We start from the raw sequence: 24,652 nt of genomic DNA, 5'->3' as shown, positions 1-24,652 counted from the left end.
GACAGCATGAGATATGAGAGGAAAGCAAAAAAAGCAACTTTATTTGGAGTTTTAGTCTCCAGTACGATGCTCAAAAAGGTTTTGCTAGGAGGGATTGGTTTTTCTGTTTTGTTGCACTCTGCAACGCTACAGGCGCAAATTTCTGCTGATCCTAATGCTAATAGCGCTCATCGCCCTGATATTGTGGCAGCCCCCAATGGGGTTCCCTCGATTGATATTGTCACACCAAATGGCAAGGGATTATCGCACAATAAATATTACAATTTCAATATCGGAAATTCGGGCGTTATTTTCAACAATCATGCGCGTGAGGTAGGACAATCGCAATTGGGGGGGATTATGCGGGGCAATCCACATTTGCGTTATTCTGGTTCGGCTAAAGTGATTTTAAATGAAGTGACCAGTGGCAACCGCAGTGCGCTTTCAGGTCCAGCGGAAGTTTTTGGGCGCCAAGCCGATGTGATTATAGCCAATCCCAATGGCATAAGCTGTGATGGTTGTGGCTTTATCAATACGCCCCATGCGACATTAACAACGGGTGTTCCAGAAATTGATGCGAATGGTTTCCTGAAAGGTTTTGAGGTCAAAGGAGGAGATATCACCTTTGGGCGCAAGGGTGGGAATTTTTTCTCAAGTCATGGTTTGGTTGATATTGTCGATATTGTCTCACGCACAGTGCATTTTGAAGGACCTGTTGCGGGCAGGGAGATTGGAGTGACAGCTGGGACAGGTCATTTTGATTATGCTTCTCGCGAAATGAAGGAGCTTACCGATATTAGCGGCAAACCGGAATATGCGATAGATGGGGCAACGTTTGGTGCTCTACAGGCGGATAGCATTAAACTTGTCGCAACAGAAAAAGGCGTTGGCGTTCGCATGCGTGATGATATGGCAGCCAATGCAGGGCAGTTGCAGCTTTCTGCTGATGGGAAAATCTCGTTGAAGAATATTTTTGGTCATGATGGAGTTATCCTCAAATCGAAAAGCGATAACCTTAGTGCAAAGCGCATTACATCGAAAAAACATGTTGAGATTTTTGCGGGCAACAGCATTTATTATGATCAGCTTATGGGCTATGGCACAGCAACACTGACATCTGTGTCTGGAGAGATCAGTATTGAAAATGAGTTGTCTGTGCGTGGGGATGTGAGGTTGAAGGCAAAAACCCTAGATTTAAGCAATGATCGTTCTCACATTAAAACACTCCAAACACTGACCCTTAATGCCGATACTATTAATGTATCGGGGAGCACTTTGATTTATGGCGGTTTAGATTTTAATAGTACAAACGCTCTTGAGATTCACAAAGCATCGTTGAGAGCAGTTACTGAAGAGAACGGATTTGGAGATATTCTCTTTATTGCTCCAAGTTTTATGGTTGATAAGGAAACATCCGTTTTAGCAGCCAGAGATTTAACCATTAAAACAGGGCGTTTTGAGAATAGCGGGCAATTGGCAGCAGGGCAGGATTTAGCCTTTATCGTGACGGGTGATGCCACGAACAGCAAAACGGGTTTAATCTATGCAAGGGGCAATGGCGCTTTCAAAATCGATGGCATTTTTTTGAATGATTTTGGCGCCATTTTGGCAGAGCATGATTTGTTTTTTACCAATGCACAAGGTACAGGAAAGAGCTTTTCCCTTGTCAACAAAGCAGGCTTTATTCAAGCAGGTGGAAACTTAATTATTCAAACAAAAACCTTAAAAAACGAAGCCGATAGTACACCTGTGGTGATCGATAAAAAAATCAAAAGCTACCTCTTCACATTTGACAAGCCAGACAATTACGATTCGCTCAACAAAGAGGGCTTATTTAACAAAAAAACATTTGATCGTTGGAGCAAAGAATACATCGACAATCCTTTCCTTGAACACAGAGAATTTATCTTGGAAGAAGAGCTTTGGGATAGAAAAGAGAAAACCTATGGCCAATTAACCTTGAACGATAGAACAGTCTATAAGGCATTCACTTGGCAAATTGCAGCGGCACATGGCAAAGATCTCATGCAAACGTATGTATGGAATGATTGGTCTTACATGACAGAAAAACAAGTTACACAGGCGTTTTCACATAAGCCAACCGTTCAGGGGATGATACAATCGAGCGGCAATCTCATTATTAACGCTGATGACATTGAGAATCGTTATAGCACTATAGAAGCGGGAGGAAACGCTAATATTCATGCCGGCATGTTGACAAATTCAGGCGCAACAACTTATAGAAATACTTATGTAGGCTGTAGGGCAGGCACGGATAATTGTTATGCCTATAATGCTGATGGAAGCCGCAATGTTTCTTTAGACTTAGAAAATGATACCTTTCGTCATATTGGTTCAGAAGTTACAGATACAGTTTCTGCCCTTGTTCGTGCGGGTGGCACTCTCAATTTGGTGGTCGATCAAATAAACAACACAGCAGCTGAAGGTTCTATTTCAGGAAGCGCTCATTTTGAAGCAAAGTCGGTTGTGGATAACCCACTAGGAGCACTGAACGGTCTAACAGTGGCTGATAGTGCTTTATTTATCCCAAAAATCAATCGTGACTCTTTTCCCAATGGAAGTGATTTGCCTTTACCAAAGTTTCAATCAGGTGAGATTAGGAGCAGTTTTTCCAAACAAAATTTCTTTTACAAAACCCGAGCAGATTTTCTTGATGTCAGCAATTTTTATGGTTTCTCTTATTATTTAAAGAGAATTGGTTACAATCCTGACAGGGAGATTTTTTTCTTAGGCGATGCTTATTTCGAAAAGCAATTGATTGAGAAACAAATGCGTGATCTGGTTGGTCAAGGTTTGGGTAAGGGCTCTTTTATTCCCGGAAGTAACGCCATTGAACAAGTTAAAACCTTGCTTGATAAGGGGGCTGATTATGCAAAAGCTCATCATCTCCCCTTTGGTGAGGCTTTGACACCAGAACAATTGGCTTCTTTAAAAACTCCTATGGTTATTTATATGCGCCAAAAAGTAAAGGAGATGGATGTTTATGCCCCTGTTCTTTATATCCCAGAAAAAGAGAGAGCATCCTTTATTTCTGCTGGTGCTTTGATGACAGGAAAGAATGTGGATCTTATCGCCAAGAATATGACCAATTCAACGATAAATAATTCAGGGCGGGTTGAGGCATCACACCAATTGCATATCAATAGTGGTAATATTCTCAATAAAGGGGGAAATTTAGCCGCTGGTGATAATATTGTTTTGGTTGCTGATAATAACATTCATTTTGAAGCAGGGCGGACAAGTGTTGAAAGTTCCAAGACAGTGTTAAAAACTGATGCAATTTCTGCTGGGGGCAACGCTGTTGTCAGTGCAAAACAAGATGTGACAACTTCAGGAGCGTGTATCGCAACAAGAGGGATATCCGCATTGTCAGCAGAACAGGGTAGCTTGTCTTTAGGATCAGCAGCTACCACCAACCGCATAGGACAGCGTAATGTCGTTACACAAAATCAAACAAAAGTGAGCTCTGGAAGCTTGATAGTACTTTTAGCAGGGAAAGATTTGAATGTTGCAAGTTCTTGTATTAAAGCCCACGACAATCTCTACTTAAAAGCTGCAGGAAATGTTTCGATAGATGCTACACACAATAGCACAAATAATTATGTTCATGGTGAAACATCACGTCTAGCATTGCACAAAGGTTCTTATTTGGGTGCTGGAAAAAGCATCGCTGTTACATCCGGTCGAGATGTCCGTGTTTCTGCTTCTACTTTGGAAGCTAAGGGCGATATTGCTCTTGGCGCACAAGGTGGGGTAACTGTAAGGGCAAAACAAGATCAAATGGAGTATCATCTTCAAAGTCAAAACACGACAATCGACAGGCATGTATCAGCTGTTTCTAAGGCATCCATAAAAGCTGGGGGGAATATGAGGGCTGTTGCAGGACAAGATGGTAAACAGCATGATCTTAGCATCACGGGCAGCGTCGTTACCGCTGAAGGCAAAGTGGAACTGAAAGCCAGCAACGATATCCTTATCACCAATGCAGAGAATAGCTTACAGCGTAAAGTATCAGTCCACACATGTGGTGGAGTGTTTTGTGGTAGTAAATCAGTTCATAACAATGTTGAGAATACACAAGTGGTAAGTACAAACATAACAGGGGGTAAAGAAATTACTATTGAATCTGAAAAAGATATACAAATTGTTGAATCGGTTCTCATTGCCAGTATAGCAGATGGAACAAAAGATCAGGTAAAAGCTAATATTTCACTTATGTCCGGCGGGAACATTACTATAACAGGAGTCCAAGAACAGTTCAATCAGCAAGTACAATGGACAAAAAAAGCATTTCTCAGTAAGAAATCTTCAAACAAATCTCAGGCGCATACAACAACGGTTTCAAGTAACCTTGGAGCAGAAGGCAACATCGTGATGAAAGCAAAGAACGATACGATAATCTCATGCTGTCAAGTGTCCACTGGGAAAGATATTGCTTTGATCGGAGAGAGTGTTTCCGTCAATGGCATGAAAGATTACCATAACACGTATTCACAAGAGCATGAGTCTGATCTTGGAGTATGTTCAGGCTCTAATTTGGTATCTATCTGGAAAAAAAAATCAAAAACACAAACTGATGAAAGTGTTAAGCATAAAGGATCTTCCTTTGGTGCTGGTGGCAATATAAACATTGCTGCAAAGAAATCAGATGTAACTGTGGTAGGTTCTGACTTTACAGCCAATAACGATATTACCTTTTCCGCAGTGTGTGATGTCAATATTAAGGATGGTTGTGATAGCTATACGTCGAACGTGCAAGAAAAACGCTCTGCTTTTAGCATTCAAGTGACAAAGAACCACAGCGATTCTTCGATTGACATTGGGTATACCTCTTCGAAAGACAAGGAAAATCAAGAGGTAAGTTCCTCAGTGCAATCGCATTTTACCGCGGGACGAGATATTCAGATCAACAGCGATCATAATGTCCATTTACAAGCCGCAGATATTGGGGCAGATCGTGATGTAAAAATTTATGCTGGCAATGATATCACGCTTTCAGAAAGCCATAATATATCGAACGGCAAAGAAACATATGACAAATTAGTTGCAGATATTACAATTTCTGCCAATGTTGGCATTGTTAGCACGATACAAGGGGGTGGGGATGTGGCACAACATTTTGCTCATGGGAATGAAAAACACAAAATCAGCAAGATCGATTTGAAAGGCTATGATCTCTATAACCAAGACAAAAATTTTTACAGTGGGATAAAGGGTGGAACAACAAAAGACACTCTTCTAAATACAGGAAATGTTTCTGCTAACATTACAGCAGGCTTTAAGTCTGATAAAAAAGAAAAATCTTTTAACACCTCAATGGCTGTGACGGATAAAATAAAGGCCGGGCGTGCTGTGAGTATTGAGGCCAACAAAGGGACTCTTCATGATGTTGGAGCAGATGTTATCGCTGGCGCACATTCTGCATATATCCCAAACAATGATGAGCATAATAATGAACACAATGGAGAAATTATTCTGAAAGCAGGGAGGGATATCAATCTTAAAGGTGCAAAAAATGTGCAATCGAGTACTGAGAAATTCCAAAGCTCTTCCTTGAATATTAGTTATGGCATCAGTGGCATGGATTGGGGGGGCAGTGCTTCTTTTAGTCAAGGGAAGGATTCCAACGAGGAGGTTCAACATAAGAACAGTCATATTGTTGGCATGAGCACTGTTCATATCACCAGTGGGACAAACACTGCACTAGAGGGTGTCGTGGTTTCTGGAAAGGGTGTAAAAGCGGATATTGGTGGTGATTTCACCATTGCTAGCCGCAGTGATAGCGGGCAAACTTCCAACAAGCAGAAATCTATTTCTGTTGGATTTGACGCTGAAAAAATTTCTGATTCAGCATCAATAAACCTCTCTTTTCAGCAAGATAAATCATCAAGCCATTATAACAGCGTTGTCGAGCAATCAGGGATCAAAGCAGGTGAGCAAGGTTTTGATATTATTGTTACAGGCAAAACAACCCTTACCGGTTGTATCATTGACAGTACAGCATCTGCGGACAAAAACACCCTGACAAACAAGACCATTACGACCAGTGATATTGCTAACAATGCAGAGGCTAAAGCCAACAGTGATGGGATCAGCATTGCTGTGGGTGGTGCATTGCAACAGGGAAAATATGGCATTGCAAAAAACCTTGCTAAAAATGCTTTGGACCACTGGAAAGTCCATGATTCAGCTAAGGGAGAAACAAAAGTTGCTATCAGCAACGGCACTATCATCCTTACAGATGAAGTTGGGCAGAAGATGTTGACGGGGAAAGGAGCAGAAGAAACAATAAAGGCTCTTAATCGAGATACAGCTAAAGCTCATCAGGGTATAGAACAGTTAGATGTAGCAAAGCTGGAACATATAGCCCGTGAAAACCGTAAAATGGCAACACAATTTCTGGAAGAAGGGTTTAAATACAGTGATGAAGCCTATAAAACCATGTTTATTAAAGAGCACGCCATCGCCGTGGTGGACCGCGATAAAGATGGCAACATTCTCTATCTCAAAGATGAAAATGGACTGTATGTAACTGACAGCCATGGAAATCTGCAACCTCAATCGCATTATTTAACGGCTGAGGAGAAGCAGCATTTACAAGCAGGTTCTGATGGCAAAGTTCATGTTTCCTTTAATGGGATTTTTACCTCACCCGATGCAGCCGCCGCTTATGCGGTTCAACATGCTGATAATAAAAATGAACCGCTCTATTTTGTTGTATTCCCAAAAGCCGACTCGGGAATATCAGAAATGATGATAGCGGGGTATCAGAAGTTTATGGAAAATAACTTCTTTGGCTTAACCAATTCAACACAAGAGGCACAAGATCTTGTGAAGAGCTATGGCAATATTGGGTTGGAACTTTATGCTCATAGCCGTGGCGGTATGACAGTGGGTAATGCTTTGCAGTCTCTCAATAAGCAAGGCGTATATGGGTTAGCGGGCGAAACAGAGATCAAGCTCTTTGCACCAGCCTTTAATGCTCAATCTATGGCGAATATGTTAGATAAATTGAGTGATGGCAAGCAAATCAGTGTCGGCTTGGAAAATCATAGATATGACTTTGTAGGTACAGTGATTGGAGGAAATCCTTATACTTTCGAACAGATACCTGTTGATAGTAATGGGGTGATAGAGACATTCAAAATAATGATGGATTCTATCAATGTTCATAATTGTCTTGGAAGTGGGAAGCTAGGATGTAAACAGCTTTATGGTACACCTCAACGTCAACAAATTTATTCGAGGGAGGAAAAATAAAACAAATCTTGCAATTATTGAGTATTGAGCGGCATAGTTCTGTTAAGTATCGCTGGATATGCTACCAAGCATCCTTCATTTGTTCCGGTATTATGGGAAAAGCCGAGTACAGATAAGCTTGAGTTTTAAAAAAGCACTTTTAGAATGTGGAGTACCAACATTTGATAATGATGGAGTGCTAGATTATTATCAACTCGTAACTATTGAAGCTTACATGGTCTAAGCAGGGTTTCGCAATAAATTTAAAGGACTAAATTGGTGTGAGATTTTTAAATCTAAAACCCTTCCTCTTTATCAGTCTGCTGCTGTCATCCCTCAACGAAGGGTTAAGAAGCATTTAAATAGTCCTTATTGTAAAAGATCGGGAAATAACAGCAAACCTAAATGTCGATCTTTGTGTTATGCTGATAATGACCAACAATCCCCCCTTCTTTATTTTGTATGCATGTGTGAGATTGTTTTCTCAATACACCATCAGCAATACTTTTTAGTTGTCTTAAACAGCGGGACAAAAAAATACCAACAGATTTACAAGCCGTTTCATTGTAAATAAACCCATTAAAGGAGGGGAGAATGAAGAGAATCTTGAACTTATTGAGCGGGATAGCTCTGTTAAACACGGCTAGATATATTAACCAGCCACCCCCATCGACTTTAGCATTATGGGAAAGACCAGGCACTAATCAGCCTATGATCCAACAGGCACTGTTAAAATGTGGTTGAAAACCGGTTTATTCTTCCCCTGAAAATATGGATTCGCGCGTGAGTAAATTTGTCTCTGTTCATGAGTGTATGACAAAAGCAGGTTACTGGTATAAATTGCAAGATTCAAAGGGGATTTATTTTTCGATTGCTCTACGTAGTGACTCCTTTCTAACAAATTTCATGATAGCGGGATATCAGCAGTTTATGGATAATGATACTTTTGGTGTGAGCAATTCGACAAGACAAAAGCGTGAATTGATGAGACATATTGAGATGAATAGGAAGCGCTAGCAAACAAAAAAAGCTTTGAAAAGCAACAAACAGCGTTACCTACATCCTTCAAGAAGCAATTTGTTGAAAGGCCCAAACTGGGAAGGGAGCCAAAAATAATGGCTTTCTTAACAAAAATACAGGTGAAACTCATTATACTCTAGAACAGCAATAATATCATTAACATCTAGACTTTATAGGTATTCTTGTATGTTATTGTATATCGAAATTTGCTCGATACAAAAAATAATTTTCTAAAATCACAAGGGTTCGTTGTCAATAGAATCGGCTTTGGTGAATAATCGATTTTGATGACTCTTAATTTCAAGATGGTGAACACTCAATGTATTTTTAGGTTTCTATCTAGAAATTCACACTATTACGCAAGTAATTTTATGCAAAATATTCTCTTACCTTATGATCTATTTAAGGATAATGCTTTCATCTTTGCACGAGGCAAGGGCTGAGACGTTAAAGAACACTCTATCATTGACTATTGGTGAAACATTGGTGATAGTGAACTTAAGGAATCCTTGCTTTTGGTCCAAAGGTTCTGTTTGCATATTCAAATTTTTGTTTTAGGTATTGGTCGTTTTAATATCGAAATTGGATAAATCGGCTGATGTATATTTGTGAATATTTCCCCGGGCTTCCGCTATTATCAGAGAGATTCTTGTTGTCTCATTTCCACATATTTTATCTTTTTGTATTTTTCTATAAAAACAATTATATACTTTTTTAAATGTTATCTCCATTTTTTGCTTTTTTTCTTTATCGAAGGTAAGGTGAAGTCTTCATATTCAACTCTCTTAAAAGTTTGTATTTCATAGCGCTTTTCTTTATAAACAGAAGCCTATTGAGACTATTTTTTTGGTACTTTGCGTTTTTTAAATGGTGTTTGGATCCATTTTTTAAGGTCGCAAGCGTAAATTGTGATTTTTAATTTTTTTATCCTCGCTTTACATAAAACACAAAACGAATTATGCATAGTGCTGTAGAACAGATAAGTAGTAGATACTCTTTATTTATTTTGCACTTATCGAATTTTAAATCGTAGTTTTGTGCTTACATTTTTTGTTAAAAAATTTTGAAGAGGGATGATGATCAGAGTGTCTAAGAGTCGCTTATGTTCGTGCGTTTTTACAGCGGTTATTTTTTCTTTTTTACTCAACATAGATGTTGTGGCACGTTCTCTTTCATCGGTATCACTTTCGTGTAATGAGGGACAATTACCTTATAGATGCAGCGATGGTGCAGAACATACAATTAGTGATAAAACATACCAATTCGTTGCGCCTTTTAGAGAAAAGAATGGAAGTATCGATCCTCTTATAGAGTCTGCTGTCATAGTGGCAAAAGAGCAAAATACAGTTATTCAGGCAATGCGTGTGCATGTTGAAGCTAGTAAGAGTGTGGAAGGTACTTATGGCGTAATTGCATTGCAAGGTGGAAAAGTTGTTTTGAGCGATTCAAGCTTTAATATATCAACAGATTTTAAGGCTGATGATGGAACCATTGGGATAAATCGTGGACCGATTAAGGTTGCTCAGGTAGGTGTTTACGCAGAGAATCGAGAAACATCTGTTCTTTTAACGAATACAAAAATTAACGTAGAAGGTCAGGGAAACGGTCAAGAGATAGCTCTTTTCAGTGCTGCTGATGCCCGTATTAAGATGGCTGGTGGATCAATCGATGTGACGGATGCGGCCGCCCTTTATGTGGGGTCAAGGGGGAGTATAATTTTAGATGGTGTTACCATTACTTCAAAAGGTCAAAGAACAGCCGAGAGAGAAAATACAAATAAAAAAGATGATGGTCATGCAGTTTTAAATGTAAATCCACATGGCTCACTTCATTTCAAGAATAGCAATATTATTGCTGCTGGTGTTGGTGTTTTGTGGGTTGGATTAGATTCTAACGCACAATCAACCATTGGGCAGGAAGGAAATATCTTAATTTCTCGGGTTAATATTGAAGATTCAACGATTATGGTGACAGGTAACAAGCATGGTATGCACTTTGATAAAAATAAAGAAAACAATGAATACGGAAAAGGGATGGTCTTTTTGCAAAAGACAACTTTTGAAGTTCCAAATGGTACGGCGATTCATAGCAATAAGAGCAGTGCTTATATTGCAGTAACAGCAGGTACAAAGATCTCTGGCGATTTATTATTAACAGCTGAGAAGGAGTCTTCTGTAGCAATTTTGGCTGAATCTTCTTCACTTACAGGGGGCACCCGTGTTGCTGATGATTCTATTGCTGAACTTTATTTAACGGAAGGGTCAAAGTGGGTTCTTACAAAAAAGGAGGAAATAGATCAGCAAATCTCGAACAGTGTAATTTCGTCAATTTCGTTTGTAAAACTTTCTGATAGTGTTATTGCCTTTGGACCTCCAATGCTTCATAAGTATCAGACACTTCATATTGGAAAGGGCGAGGAAGAGGTTTATAGTGCGCAGGATAATGCACGCCTTTATCTCAATACATATCTCAATGCTGATGGTTCACTTAATAATCAAAAAACTGACCGACTTTTGATCCATGGCGATGTTTCTGGAAAAACGACAGTGTATGTGCAATTTGTTGCAGGGAAACAGGGAGAGGTGGTAGAAAATGATAATGCTCAAAGTATTTCACTTATTCAAGTTTCTGGAAAAGCATCTGAAGATTCTTTTCAGTTGAGTAATGATTATATTGCGTTGGAAGGTTTGCCTTACCAATATTATCTGCACGCGTATGGACCAAGTTCTTCTTTTGGGAATGCACAGACTGCTCAAAGATTAGTTAAAGGCGATGGAGATTTTTGGGATTTCCGCCTTGAGAGTAAATATGTTCAGTCTGTTTCGGTTGCATCTGTTATACCTGATTCTGAATTAAGGGTGAGAGATGTTGTTCCGCAAGTTCCGACCTATCTTCTTTTACCAAATGTTTTATTCCAGGCTGGATTGGTGGATATCAGCAATCAAAATAAGCAGTTAAAAACTATGCGATCTGTTTCCGAGAGACTGTCTGAAAACAATGCAAATCTTGCTTTGTCTGTTCATGGTTATAGCGGAAATTATCGTTATGTTTCAGATCTTTCTGCATTTGAATATGGATATGGAGGCAACTTTGACTATAACGCTGTAGAAGCAGGAATTTTGCTCAAAACAATAGAGAATGCATACAGTATTACGTCTTTTGGGCTTATGGGAACTTATGGAAAACTTTCTTTGCAGCCTAGAGATGTTGAACAAAGCAAAAAGAGTACATTTGATAAATGGTCATTTACAGCGTATGGCAGCATAGAACACGACATTGGCTTTTATGTAGATGCCCTTTTATCCTATGGTTTATTTAAAGGTGATGTTCTTACCCTTGCATGGGGAAAAACAGCAGCATTAAAAGCAAATCCTCTGAACATTTCTTTCTCTGCTGGTAAAACATTTACGACAGGGGATAAAAATCTTATTTTTGATCCGCAAGTTCAGCTCATTTATCAACATCTTCAATTTGATAAGACTCGTGATATTGACGGTTTTTATATTGAGATGGAAAAATTTAATCAATGGGTAATGCGTGTTGGTGGGCGTTTAATCAAGACGCTCGCAGTCCCTGAAAAAGATCGTATCATTTCATTTTATGGCAAGCTTCATCTTGCTAGCCATTTTGGAGGCAAACAATTTGTGCATTTTAAAGATGCTTTTCAGTTGGGGGCCTTTGGTTCTTCCTTAGAAGTTGGATTAGGCATCAATTCGCAATTGTCTCCAAAAGTTACACTTCAAGGTGATCTAAGCTATCAGCATAAATTTACTAAGGCTGGTTTTTCTGGAGTTCGGTTTTCTGGTGGATTGCGTTATCATTTTTAATCAATCTTCTGAAAAATTGTAAATGAGATGAGAGCTTTAGGTACCTTTGATTTTAAGACAAAAGTAGAAAATACAAGATGTGTTTAGTACGCTAGAAAGTTATTATATCTTACTTTTGTCTTTAGGGTGTTTTTTATTTTAAATTAATTTAGAAAAATTAAATTTAAGCAAATCTATTATTACTGAAGGAAAGATTAAAGGGATGAGAGTTACTGTCATCCCGAAGATCTTTCTTGGATTGATGGTTCTTAAGAATTTTTGCAGCTACATCAACTTGTAGATTAGCTTTCTGTAAAAAATAAATATAATCAAAAAGTTATATGTTTTTATTTTTTAAACTCATCCTTTAATGTCTGCTTTAGTTACAAAAAGTAGTCATGTATGAGCAGAATGGGAAAATAGCTAATGGTGCCAATATCTTATTGAATGCGCATAAACCACAAATGTACAAAGAATCTACCAATCTCAAATAGCGAGAGCGCGTTTGGCATATATGAATGGTCTTATAGTGAATACGATAAGAATGACGAATTCAATGATCATGTTTTTTTACCAGCTAATCTTTATGAAAGATCGCCGCAAGAAATAGCTTGTAAAAAGCTACAATCGTTTTACTATAAATGAGATAGATACTACAATAAGATATTGAAAATTTTTTATAAAACCATCCACTTAACCTAGTAGAAGATTAATTGATATCATTCGTTTTGTATTTGAAGGCAGTCTTACATTTGAAGTCTTTCTGATGTCTTTTGGTATAAGCGGAAGATTATATGAATATATTGGGCACAAATCGTCTCTTATTCATGATAATAGGTGTGCGTATGGTGATGCTTTTATGGTATCACGTTGATAAAATTTATGAATTAAGATTAGCGATTGATTATATGAAAATAAAAATTATATGGGGAAAAGGGGTAATCTAGTCTTTTTTTGAGCATCGTGTTAGATATACGCGAAATTTATATCGTGCGAGGGTGAGGGAAACTGCTGCTAACACAATGAATGTGTTTGGGTACTATAGGCGATTTTTCTCTTTAAATGTTTGCGTTTGCCATATCAATATCCTTTGCATGAGGAATTTTTATTCCTACTGATCTTTTAGCTGATCGCATGGGGCATACGAAAGTATTTGCCTATGCTTTGTGTCGGAGGAGCTCCGATGCTTTGGATGCTTTTATTGTTTTCAATCTTTAGTAATTTTTCTCATCAATTGATTATTTTTATCGTTGCAATAAATTCATTTTTATTTTCCTTTGATATTCGATGTTATCAGGAGACTATGAAGCGCATATTTATGGCATGGTTGAAAAGCTGTGGGGGCCTTCAGAAAATTTTTCTATAACGTTGATATTTAGCTTAACTGGGATATTGCAGTTGCAAAAAATTGGGGTGCGATTTCTTCTTACTTATACCGTCAGTAACAATGACATTAGCACTTATTTTAGAACATTTTGCTTCTTTTGGCTATCTTGCTCTTTTTATTCCAATAATAATTTCTTTCGAAACAGCATGGATAGCAACCATAAGGACAACGTAGCATAAAAGACTTTTCGTACGTTGAAAGGGTAGAATGCGGTCTGTAATCACCTGAAAAATAAAAGGATTAACCAGTGCTTGTGTGCAAGAGAGAAGTAACAAGAGTGAGTTCGATGATGGTATGAATATATTTCTTGATGGTTTTTGTAAACCAAGAAAAAGATACTAACTTTTCGGGTGAATTTTTCATGTAATTTTATAGTTGTGTTAAGAGAAAACAGTGATTAGTATCTTATATTTATAAAGTATTATAAAGAGTATTATTATTTAATAGAAATATATAATTTATATTTTTTATTTATAAATAATGTATTTTTTTATAGAAAAATTATTTGTATTTATTAAAATTATATTTGACATTTATATAAAACGCATGATAGCCATTTAAACAGTATCATAATGGTTTACAAATGCGAACAAAGAAGAATCAAAATGGGTAATTCAAGCTCATCGCGTGATTCACAGATTTTATGTAGTCCTTCGGGTTATTGGGAGGAAATAAAATCAGCAGGACAATTAGGGGTAGCGCTAGGGGGAGCTGTTGGGACAGTTGGAGGAGGAGCGATGGGAGCATTCGCAGGAGCAAGTGCGGCAGTTGCAACAGGTGGTACAGCCCACACTGTTGATCGCCACGACTACTACACAGGGGATAGCAATAGGTGGTGCGAGCGGCTCTTTCAATGGCGCTTTATTGGGGGGGAGCTATAGGAGTCGTGCATCATGTTTATCTTTGTATGAAATATTTAGCAATATATTTCTAAAGTTATATTAATGTTATGGTAGACATATTATTATAAATATGTCTACACATTTTGATGAAATAGCTTTCATTAAAGATACATTAATTTATAATATTCTATTTTAATTTCGAAGATTTATGTATAATGAATAATTAAATATTATTAATGATTTGTTTTTAACAGTATATAATTTAATTATATTTGTATCTTTATTTAAATAATATTATGATTCTAATGAATGTATTAAAAACAATATTATAAAAAAGTCTTTAATAAGAGTAATTTCATTTTTTGCATTATTTTATTATATTAAGTTTTATGTAATTGATAATTTATTTTAAATAACTTGTTTATATATAAATAAAAATTTAAAAATAATATAAATAACTATTATTATAATAGTTTATATTTTTTAAATTGGATTTATTGTGATTGATATTACTTTTACTATTAAAAATGCATTATTTGCAACAAATATTTTTGTAATTTTGAGTATATATTTTTATAAATTAAATTTTCCTACTTGGTTTCAGTCTATAAAATTAGGATCAATTATAATTGTTATTTACTTTATAATATATTTTGGACTTTATTATTTAATAAATTAGAAAAAATATTATATAGATAAAATTAATTGCAGTTATATATAATAATATATATTTAATTATTAATTCTTGTGGTGGATATTATTTATGTGGGTGGATTTTAGTGGTTTTATTGTAAATATGCTTATTTTCAATGATAATTGTAATTACAATTTTATTTTAATTATGTTTGTACTGTAAATTTAAATGTTATAGAAAAAAAGATATTAATGATAACAATTTCATTTTTTGTAATTTTTATTCATAATATTTTATATTTTATATATTAAATAACTTTTTTATAGAGACTATTATATAAAATATTTATTAATAATATTATTTTGCAGTTTCAGCTGAAGAAGAAAAAAGTATAATAAAGCTTCACAATTTCTCTTTTAATAAATAAAGATGAGACTTTAATTTTATCTTATAAAATAGTCGATAACTATACAGGTGTTATTGATTATCGTTGATAAAACTAATGCGATTGATGGTATAGAGATTACATAAAGACTGTTTTTTTCCTGAAATTCAGATCTTCTTTCCATAACCTTTTGAAAAATGATAAAGGAGAGGAAATAAGTGGGAAGGAAATGTCGAGAATTTATAATAAAATTTTTCATTTTTCAGTGTTGTTACTGCTTTTGCATTTGATAATACATTCATTGCATTGTGTGATCCATTCTAAAATCTCGTTTAAAATCCGTAGATAACTTTTATTTTGATTTGTTGTCCAAAAGCGTCTAAAAAACAAAATATCGCAATAGTAAACACTTTGAATTAACATACAACACTGATTGCTTATTGATCAAAACAATCTATGCATATCAAAGTTATTTAATTATTTCCTATTCAAAATGCGCATTTGAGCTAATTTACATGTTTTATATCTGTTCTAAGATAAAAAAGCATATAAGTTTATTTGGATATCCAGAAACTTTGCATGCCAAATAAACAGCATGTGAAAGTAGAATCCTTACGGTTATTATGGGTTCCATTCTTATTGAACTAAAGAAGCATTATGATGAGAATTATTATAATTGAATTGCGAAAAAAAGCTTTTATAGCCGATTATTCAGTTTCTTTGTGGTTTACAATTTTTTTTATCATTTTATCTTAAGCTGGAGAGTGTGTGTATTAATTTTTATTTGTCTATTTTATCTCAAAAGGGTGGAGTTATATTAATGTCAAAAAAAGTCATGATCGTGGAAGATAACGAACTGAATATGAAATTATTTCGTGATCTTGTAGAGGCGAGTGGCTATGAAACCGTTGAAACGCGTAATGGTCTTATGGCATTAGAGTTAGCTCGTTCATCAATGCCCTCTCTTATCCTTGTGGATATTCAGTTGCCTGAGGTATCAGGGATTGATGTCATTAAACAATTAAAAGAAGATGAAGAACTTAGATCTATTCCTGTTGTTGCTGTAACAGCCTTTGCTATGAAAGGGGATGAAGAACGGATTCGTGCAAGTGGATGTGAAGAATATATGTCAAAGCCTATTTCTGTCCCTCATTTTATTACAATGGTAAAGCGTTTTTTGGATTGAAGCTCAGAAAATGATGATAGAAAAAGCTAATGAGGTAACTGCAGTTGTATTGCAAATATTTTTGTGAACTAGGTGTTGTAGGCAGGTCTAAGCTATTGGAGTACAGATCTTGGAAATCAAATCCAAGCATTTTCGATCAACTTCTTTTTCACTTTTATCTATCAGAAAAAAATTGGTTGTTTTACTTTCTTAAATTTTTCTCATGATAGATAAGAACTGGTTAACACGTTTTCTAAAAAAACTATTTTACAAAATATAAAGCCCCGTAGAAACGGGGCTTTACGAATTGCGCAAAAATTGAAATTAGCGCTTTGAGAATTGGAAAGAACGACGTGCTTTTGCTTTACCATATTTTTTACGTTCAACAACACGACTATCACGGGTAAGAAATCCTCCCTTTTTCAAGATCGTGCGAAGTTCTGGTTCGTAATAGGTTAAAGCTTTGGAAATGCCATGGCGTACTGCACCGGCTTGTCCAGAAAGACCACCACCAGCGACGGTTGCAACAATATCAAATTGGGTATCCCTGTTAGTCGCAACGATTGGTTGACGAAGAATCATTCTAAGAACGGGACGAGCAAAATATTTGTCGAATTCTTTGTTATTAATGATGATTTTTCCAGAGCCTGGTTTGATCCATACACGCGCAACAGCATCTTTACGCTTTCCTGTTGCATAAGCACGTCCCAGTGAATCAAGTTTTTGCACATGGACAGGAGCGGCATTTTCTTTAGCTTCTGCAATATTTGTTACTACGCTAAGCTCAGAAAGAGAATTAATTTCAGCCATAATTAAGCAATCCTTTTGTTTTTGCGGTTTAAAGCACCAACGTCAAGAGCTTCGGGCTGTTGTGCTGCATGCGGGTGTTGGCTTCCAGCATAAACACGTAAATTCTTCAATTGACGGCGCCCCAGTGGTCCACGAGGAATCATACGCTCCACAGCTTTTTCAACAACGCGTTCAGGAAAACGTCCTTCAAGAATCTGACGCGCTGTACGTTCTTTAATTCCACCGATATAGCCAGTATGCCAATAATATTTTTTATCTGTATATTTCTTGCCGGTGAGAGCTATTTTGTCTGCATTGATCACAATGACATTGTCACCATCATCGACATGTGGAGTAAATGTAGTTTTATGTTTGCCACGTAAGCGGTTAGCAACGAATGTGGCAAGACGACCTAAAACGAGGTTCTCTGCGTCAATAATAACCCATTTTTTCACCACTTCAGTTGGCTTTTGTGAAAAAGTTGCCATAGAAGTATCCTTTATTAAAACCCTTTAACATGAGGGCATTTTTTGTTGCTTTGCGTTGAAAATTATTTTCATAGCGAAATATTTAACGCGTATTATCTGCTCTGATATAGTGTCTTTTTATTTGCGTCAAGAGAAAATAAAAACTTATAAAACAGTGACTTATTAATGAGGTATTATGGTACCACATTTTTGGAATAGCTTACACACATTTTAAGCTAGAATGGATGTTGTGAAAGAGTGCTGTAATCTTTAACTCTTGATTGTATTTTATAGGTGTTCATTATAAAAGAGATAAGAATGCAGTGGTCTCGTTATTTTCTCAATGTTAAATCTTCTGCTTGTGGTCAAGCTTGGTTGGATGCCCTTGATATTCAAGGGATAAATAATGCTCGCGCTATTTCTCAAAAATTTGGTTTTCCTGATCAATTAGCGCGCGTTCTCTCGGCAAGAGATGTGGATGAATCTGAAGCTGTTGCTTTTATCAATCCAACGTTGCGCACGTTAATGCCTGATCCAGAAAGCTTTATGGATATGCAATGCGCAGCAGAGCGCATTGTTAAAGCTATTATGAATCAAGAAAAGGTTGCTGTTTTTGGTGATTATGACGTTGATGGTGCTTGTTCATCAGCACTCGTAGCACGCTTTTTTCGTTATTTTGGTATAGAAGTAAAAATTTATATTCCTGATCGTATTGTTGAAGGATATGGCCCGAATGAACAAGCAATGAGGATGCTCGTGCAAGAAGGTGCTCAGTTGATTATCACCGTTGATTGTGGAGCGAACAGTCCGGATGCCGTAAAGGTCGTGAGGCTTGCAGGCGCTGATGTTGTGATTTTAGACCATCATCAAATGTCAGAGATTCATCAGGAAGCTGTTGCACTGGTTAACCCTAATCGCCCTGATGATTTTTCTGGACAGGGGCATTTATGTGCTGCTGGTGTTGTGTTTGTTACGTTAGCGTGGGTTAATCATTTGTTGCGAAAGCAAAAATATGGAAAGGAGTTTCCAGATCTTCTAAGTATGCTTGATCTTGTCGCATTGGCGACCATATGTGATGTCGTTCCATTACAAGGTGTTAATCGTGCTTTTGTAGTTAAAGGGCTCCAAGTTGCACGTTCCATGCATAATCCCGGGATAGCGGCTTTAACAAGGGTTGCGCGTATAGGTGAACCGCTTAATAGTTTTCATTTAGGTTTTCTATTAGGTCCTAGAATTAATGCAGGGGGCCGTATTGGCGACCAAGCTTTAGGAGCCCGTTTGCTCAGCTGTGATGATAAAGATGAAGCGGATAAAATAGCAGAACAATTGGATCAACTTAATCAAGAACGCCAAGAAATGGAGGAAGTTCAATTAGCTCAAGCCGAATCTTATATTGATGGTCTTTATCAAGAAAGAGAAACACCGCTGTCGCTTGTGATTGCTCATCACGAATGGCATCCAGGAATCGTTGGTATTCTTGCATCCCGCTTAAAAGAACGTTTTTTTTGTCCTGTTTTTGCAATTTCTTTGAAAGAAGATGGAAGTGGCACAGGATCGGGGCGCTCAATTAGCGGCATAGATTTAGGAGCGCTTGTTCGTGAAGCTGTGGCATTAAATTTATTAGAAAAGGGTGGGGGACATAGTATGGCAGCTGGAATCACAATCCAATCGACAAAAATTGATAATTTTCGAGAGTGGTTGGAAGAAAAAGTCTCTGTAAGGGTTTCTGAGTTGCATGCTAAAAAGTCTCTCAGTATAGATGGTTGTCTTTCTGCTTCTGGTGCCAATAAAGCACTTTTTGATATGATCGAAAAAGCAGGCCCATTTGGTTCAGGCAATACTACGCCTGTCTTTGTTCTTCCTTCTCACCGGTTAATGAATCTGTGTGAGGTGGGAAAAGGACATCTCCGCCTTGTTATTTCTAATATGGAAGGAAAAAAACTGCAGGGAATAGCTTTCCGTGCGGTGGGAACATCGCTTGGTTATTTTCTTTCTGAAAATATTGGTGAAATGATTCATTTGGCTGGTCATCTTAGTTTGAATTATTGGAATGGAACTATCAATCCACAGATGCGCATTATTGACGCGGCAGCAGTGGTTTGAGAGGAATATTTTTTGAAAATCATATATCTAAATTAGAAGCAAAAGTAGAGTTTTCTTGTATGAAACGGAATCGTGCTTCTGGTTTGGTTCCCATTAAGCTTTCTACTGTATGTTTCGTTTCTTGCATTTCTATTGCGTCAATAGAAACCCGCAACAGTGTACGTTTTTGAGGATTCATAGTCGTTTCCTTAAGCTGTTCAGCGCGCATCTCTCCAAGCCCTTTGAAACGTCCAATTTCGATTTTAGCTTTTCCAGTGAATTCAGTTTTTAGTAATTCATCCTTATGGGCATCATCACGTGCATAAGCAACTTTTCCTCCTTGCGATATTCTGTAAAGGGGAGGAACGGCAAGGTATAAATGTCCTTGACGAATAAGATCGGGCATCTCTTGAAAAAAGAAGGTAATGAGGAGTGAGGCAATATGAGCACCATCAACATCTGCATCTGTCATAATGATAATACGCTCATATCTTAGATCTTTTTCACGATACTTAGAGCGCGTTCCACATCCAAGAGCAAGTATAAGATCACCAATTGTTTGGCTTGAGTTCATTTTCTCGTGTGCAGCACTGGCTACATTTAAGATTTTTCCACGAAGAGGTAAAATTGCTTGATTTGCTCTGTTTCGCGCTTGTTTTGCTGAACCACCAGCGGAGTCACCTTCAACAATGAATAATTCAGCACCAGCAGCAGAGTTTTGGCTACAATCTGCGAGTTTTCCTGGTAGGCGTAATTTACGTACAGCAGTTTTTCGATTTATTTCTCTGTCTTGGCGCCGTTTAACACGTTCTTCAGCACGTTCAATAACCCAATCAAGAAGTTTTGTTGATTCTTGTGGAGAATTTGTCAGCCAATGATCGAAAGGATCGCGTATTGCATTTTCAACGATACGCTGTGCTTCGATTGATGCTAATCGATCTTTAGTTTGTCCAACAAACTCAGGATCTTTGATGAAAATTGAGAGTATTGCAGCAGTTGAAATCATAATATCATCGGAGGTAATGATAGAAGCGCGTTTGTTTCCTATTAATTCAGCGTAAGATTTCAAACCGCGCAAAAGAGCTTGACGCAGTCCTATTTCGTGTGTTCCACCTTCTCCAGTGGGAATAGTATTGCAATAAGATTGTACGTAGGCATCACCACCGTGCCAAGCAACAGCCCATTCAACGGAGCCATGACCATTATATTGTTTTGTTTTACCAGAAAAAATTTCCGATGTAACACGATATTCATTTTCCAATGATGAGAGTAAATAATCTTTAAGCCCATCTGGAAAGTGAAAAACAGCTTTTTCGGGAATATTTTTTCTGTCTTCAAGTATGGCAGGATCGCAATTCCAGCGAATTTTTACGCCGCCAAAAAGATAGGCCTTAGAGCGCGCCATCTTATAAATTCTTTCTGGATCAAAAGCTGCTTTTTCGCCAAAAATTTTACCATCAGGATGAAAACGAACGCGTGTGCCACGACGGTTATAAACGTCACCTAAATTTTCCAATCCAGATTGAGGAATACCGCGCGAGAAGCGTTGCCGGTAAAGTTTGCGTTCTCGTGCTACTTCGACTTCCATATCGTCAGAAAGAGCATTGACGACGGAAATGCCTACTCCATGCAGCCCACCAGCAGTTTGATAAGCTTTACCATCAAATTTTCCACCTGAATGGAGTTGTGTCATGATGACTTCAAGAGTAGATTTGTTAGGCATTTGAGGATGGTTTTCGATGGGAATACCACGTCCATTATCTGTAACTGTTAGATAACCATTTCTATCTAAGGATACGTCAATTAAGTCTGCATAACCAGCAACAGCTTCATCCATCGCATTGTCAATAATTTCAGCAAACAAATGATGAAGTGCTTTACTATCTGTTCCACCGATATACATTCCAGGACGTAAGCGCACAGGCTCCAAGCCTTCAAGAACCCGAATTGAGTGGGCATTATAGTTATCTTCGTGTGTATCCTTTTTCGAAGTCATCGCTTCTGAGCTCACTGGGATTCGCGGATTTTTTTCTTTTGTATTTATCCGAGACTGAGCATTATTTAAGACACTAAAAAGATCCTTGCTATTCTCGCTCATGGCGTTTGACTATCTACCTCATGAAAAAAATTCTTATACCAAGATAGTTTTATGCCTGTTTTTTTTAAAAATCAATGGACTTAGGAAACATCAACTGTTGGACCAAAAATTTGTTCAAATGCTTGTTTTAGAGCAATATCAATATCGTGCATTGTTACAGGGAAACCTAGATCAAAAAAGCTGGTTACACCGTGATTTGTGATTCCACAAGGAACAATTCCTGAATAATGCGCTAAATTCGGATCAACATTGATAGAAATGCCATGAAAGCTCACCCATTTGCGTACACGAATGCCAATAGCCGCGATTTTATTTTCGCAAAAGAAGTCGTTTTGTGTGGATGGGCAATGGGGGCGTTTAACCCAAACACCAACGCGATCTTCGCGACGTTCACCTTTGATATTAAATTTTGCAAGCATCTGTATGATCCATTCTTCTAATGCACTAATAAAAGCACGGATGTCTTGTTTTCGGCGTTTAAGATCAAGCATAATATAAGCAATACGCTGTCCTGGTCCATGATATGTAAACTCACCGCCACGGCCTGCTTCATAAACGGGGAACAATTGTGGTGCTAAAAGATCTTTTTTTTTCGCGCTTGTACCAGCTGTATAAAGGGAAGGATGCTCAAGAAGCCAAACTTGTTCACGCGCGGTTTTTGCAAGAATATTTTCTACACGTTCTTGCATATAACGCAGTGCTTCAGGATATGTGATCAACTTATCGCTTGTTTTCCATTCAACTGGTGAATCGCCGTGAATGGTTTTAAAATGATGTGGTAAATGATCACGATCAGGATGTTTCAATTCAAATATCATGGCAATATCTAGGTTGGCGTTCCAGTTTATGTTATAATCAATAAAAGTAATTGCAGAGTAAGGTATGGAATTGTTTATTAAAATTGAGATAATACGGTAATTTTTATCTTAAGAAAATGCCTTATACTCAAAAATTCACGTTCATTTTACCATCTTCCTGTTGCACCACCACCGCCTGATGATCCTCCACCACCTCTGAATCCACCACCACTTGGGGGACCACCGAATCTTCCACCAGGGTATCTGCCACCAGCATTTAAGTTAAGAAACCAAGGTGTGAAGATAATACCCATCCAAAGATATTTTCGTGGACCTACTTTTTTACCAAAAATCATTGCAAGAATGGGCAGACCAAATGTTATAAAAAGGATTAAAAGTATGATTGCATTAGCGATCATTTTTTCTTTTTCAGCTTGTTTGCGTTGTTCTTCAACAGCTTTCGCTTTTGCCTTGATTCGAAAAGTAAAATCAGAATCACTTTCTGTAATAACTTTGATAATTGCATCAATTGCTTCGACAATTCCTTTTTGATAATTTCCTTCGCGAAAATTGGGAAGAATGAAGTTATTAATGATGACTGCGGAAGTAGCGTCTGTTAGCTGTCCTTCCAAACCATATCCTACTTCAATACGTACTGTGCGTTCGTTTTGTACAATGACGAGTAATACACCATTATTGATCTGTTTTTGACCTAATTTCCAAGTACGGAAAAGGGAATTACTGTAGGTTTCTATATCGCTACCTGAAAGGGTAGGGAGAGTTACCATAACAATTTGATCTCCTGTTTTTTTCTCTAGTTCAGCCAGTTTTTTTGTTAGATTTTCCTTTGTTGTATTATCGAGCAAATAAGCCATATCGTTAACATAGCCAGTTAAGGGAGGAAATTTGCTCTGCGAATAAGCGACATTCCCCACTGCAGCAACCAAATACAAAAGCCCGGCAAGAGCTAATAAGTATGTAAAAACAATGCGTTGCGTTGAATATCGAAATGATTTCATTAATTAAAATTGACCTTTGGTGTTTGTTGGCTATTGTTATCGATTGTAAATGTTGGCATAGGTTTAGCATCGCGAAACCATAGTTTTACCCAAATCATTGTTGGCATTGTTTTTAGTGTGGTATTGTATACACGTACTGATTCAATATAATCACGGCGAGCAACAGAGATACGGTTTTCAGTCCCTTCTAATTGTGATTGAAGAGCGAGAAAATTCTGATTTGCTTTGAGATCAGGATAGTTTTCAACAACGGCCATAAGACGTGAAAGTGCGCTTGATAAATTTGCTTGATTGTTAAGATATTGCTGCATTATTTCTGGGTTATTTAACATATCGGCATTAATGTTCACTTGTGTTGCTTTTGCACGTGCTTCAATAACATTCGTGAAAACAGCTTTTTCATGGGATGCATAGGCTTTGACAGTTTCTACAAGATTCGGAATAAGATCTGCACGACGTTGATATTGGTTCAACACTTCACTCCATGCTGCATGTGCTTTTTCTTCATTTGTTGGTATGGTATTAAATCCGCAACCACTTAAAGATGGTATTAAACATGTTAAGAAAAGAGCGATTGAGAATCGTCTTAACATTTTAATCAGAGGATAAATAAATATAATTGAAGCATTTCGTACATTTAACATAAAGATATCTCCATAGCTATTTTATGTATTATATAGGATGTACCTTTTATATAAAAAGTATTTTTAATTTTATAAAAATACATTTTATGAAGGAATTCATATCTGCATGCGTTTTTATCGTATTTATTTTTTTAATTTTATTATTTTATATTAAAATAATAATGACTCTGTAAATAATAAATATGAAATACAAACTTATAATTTGTAATATTAATTTCAATTATTATTGTATAATCTTAGCTATTTTTGATTTTTACTTTATAAATTGTTTGTTTTTT

The 24,652-nt window shown here is 37.0% G+C and carries 12 protein-coding genes; 6 read left to right on the top strand and 6 right to left on the bottom strand.

All coding sequences use genetic code 11. From position 1 onward, the window contains the following. The first annotated feature begins 6 nt into the window (after positions 1 to 6). The 5 genes from QHG54_RS02340 (at position 7) to QHG54_RS02320 (ending at position 16,499) form a co-directional block, all read left to right on the top strand. Positions 7 to 7,260 (top strand): hemagglutinin repeat-containing protein, encoded by a 7,254-nt coding sequence (locus QHG54_RS02340; protein WP_406604378.1) that lies wholly within the window; start codon positions 7 to 9, stop codon positions 7,258 to 7,260. Between the two features lie 762 nt (positions 7,261 to 8,022). Then, on the top strand, positions 8,023 to 8,256 hold the full coding sequence (locus tag QHG54_RS02335) for a hypothetical protein (RefSeq protein WP_406604377.1): 234 nt from the start codon (positions 8,023 to 8,025) through the stop codon (positions 8,254 to 8,256). A gap of 1,079 nt (positions 8,257 to 9,335) precedes the next feature. Further along, complete coding sequence (locus QHG54_RS02330; protein WP_406604527.1) at positions 9,336 to 12,086, top strand: autotransporter outer membrane beta-barrel domain-containing protein; 2,751 nt, start codon at positions 9,336 to 9,338, stop codon at positions 12,084 to 12,086. Positions 12,087 to 14,057: 1,971 nt separating this feature from the next. Next, positions 14,058 to 14,333, top strand: a complete 276-nt coding sequence (locus QHG54_RS02325; protein WP_406604376.1) for a hypothetical protein — start codon at positions 14,058 to 14,060, stop codon at positions 14,331 to 14,333. 1,800 nt (positions 14,334 to 16,133) lie between these two features. Continuing rightward, complete coding sequence (locus tag QHG54_RS02320) at positions 16,134 to 16,499, top strand: response regulator (RefSeq protein ID WP_317993150.1); 366 nt, start codon at positions 16,134 to 16,136, stop codon at positions 16,497 to 16,499. A gap of 303 nt (positions 16,500 to 16,802) precedes the next feature. Here QHG54_RS02320 and rpsI read toward each other — a convergent pair whose 3' ends face one another. Together rpsI and rplM are read right to left on the bottom strand one after the other, a co-directional pair. Continuing rightward, positions 16,803 to 17,288 carry a 30S ribosomal protein S9 gene (gene rpsI / locus QHG54_RS02315; protein WP_317993151.1) on the bottom strand — a complete coding sequence of 162 codons (486 nt, stop codon included), beginning with the start codon at positions 17,286 to 17,288 and terminating at the stop codon, positions 16,803 to 16,805. Positions 17,289 to 17,290: 2 nt separating this feature from the next. Continuing rightward, positions 17,291 to 17,755 carry a 50S ribosomal protein L13 gene (gene rplM, locus QHG54_RS02310; RefSeq protein WP_317993152.1) on the bottom strand — a complete coding sequence of 155 codons (465 nt, stop codon included), beginning with the start codon at positions 17,753 to 17,755 and terminating at the stop codon, positions 17,291 to 17,293. A gap of 297 nt (positions 17,756 to 18,052) precedes the next feature. Here rplM and recJ point away from each other — a divergent pair, with 297 nt between their 5' ends. Next, positions 18,053 to 19,837: a single-stranded-DNA-specific exonuclease RecJ gene (recJ, locus tag QHG54_RS02305; RefSeq protein ID WP_406604375.1), complete on the top strand. Its 1,785-nt coding sequence runs from the start codon at positions 18,053 to 18,055 to the stop codon at positions 19,835 to 19,837. A 19-nt stretch (positions 19,838 to 19,856) separates the two neighbouring features. Here recJ and parE read toward each other — a convergent pair whose 3' ends face one another. From parE to QHG54_RS02285, 4 genes are all read right to left on the bottom strand, one after another. After that, positions 19,857 to 21,914: a DNA topoisomerase IV subunit B gene (gene parE / locus QHG54_RS02300; RefSeq protein ID WP_406604374.1), complete on the bottom strand. Its 2,058-nt coding sequence runs from the start codon at positions 21,912 to 21,914 to the stop codon at positions 19,857 to 19,859. 80 nt (positions 21,915 to 21,994) lie between these two features. Then, the gene (gene lipB, locus QHG54_RS02295; RefSeq protein WP_317993155.1) at positions 21,995 to 22,732 is read right to left on the bottom strand and encodes a lipoyl(octanoyl) transferase LipB; all 738 of its coding nucleotides are present in this window, start codon (positions 22,730 to 22,732) and stop codon (positions 21,995 to 21,997) included. 146 nt (positions 22,733 to 22,878) lie between these two features. Beyond that, on the bottom strand, positions 22,879 to 23,730 hold the full coding sequence (locus tag QHG54_RS02290) for a TPM domain-containing protein (RefSeq protein WP_406604373.1): 852 nt from the start codon (positions 23,728 to 23,730) through the stop codon (positions 22,879 to 22,881). After that, the gene (locus QHG54_RS02285) at positions 23,730 to 24,374 is read right to left on the bottom strand and encodes a LemA family protein (RefSeq protein WP_406604372.1); all 645 of its coding nucleotides are present in this window, start codon (positions 24,372 to 24,374) and stop codon (positions 23,730 to 23,732) included. Before QHG54_RS02285 ends, QHG54_RS02290 begins: the two co-directional genes overlap by 1 nt. Between the last annotated feature and the right edge of the window lie 278 nt (positions 24,375 to 24,652).

Source organism: Bartonella gliris, assembly GCF_045277155.1.
In the GTDB taxonomy this organism is placed as follows: Bacteria; Pseudomonadota; Alphaproteobacteria; order Rhizobiales; family Rhizobiaceae; genus Bartonella; species Bartonella gliris.
Note: the sequence above shows the minus strand (reverse complement) of the source record. Positions and strands in the feature narration are given on the sequence as shown.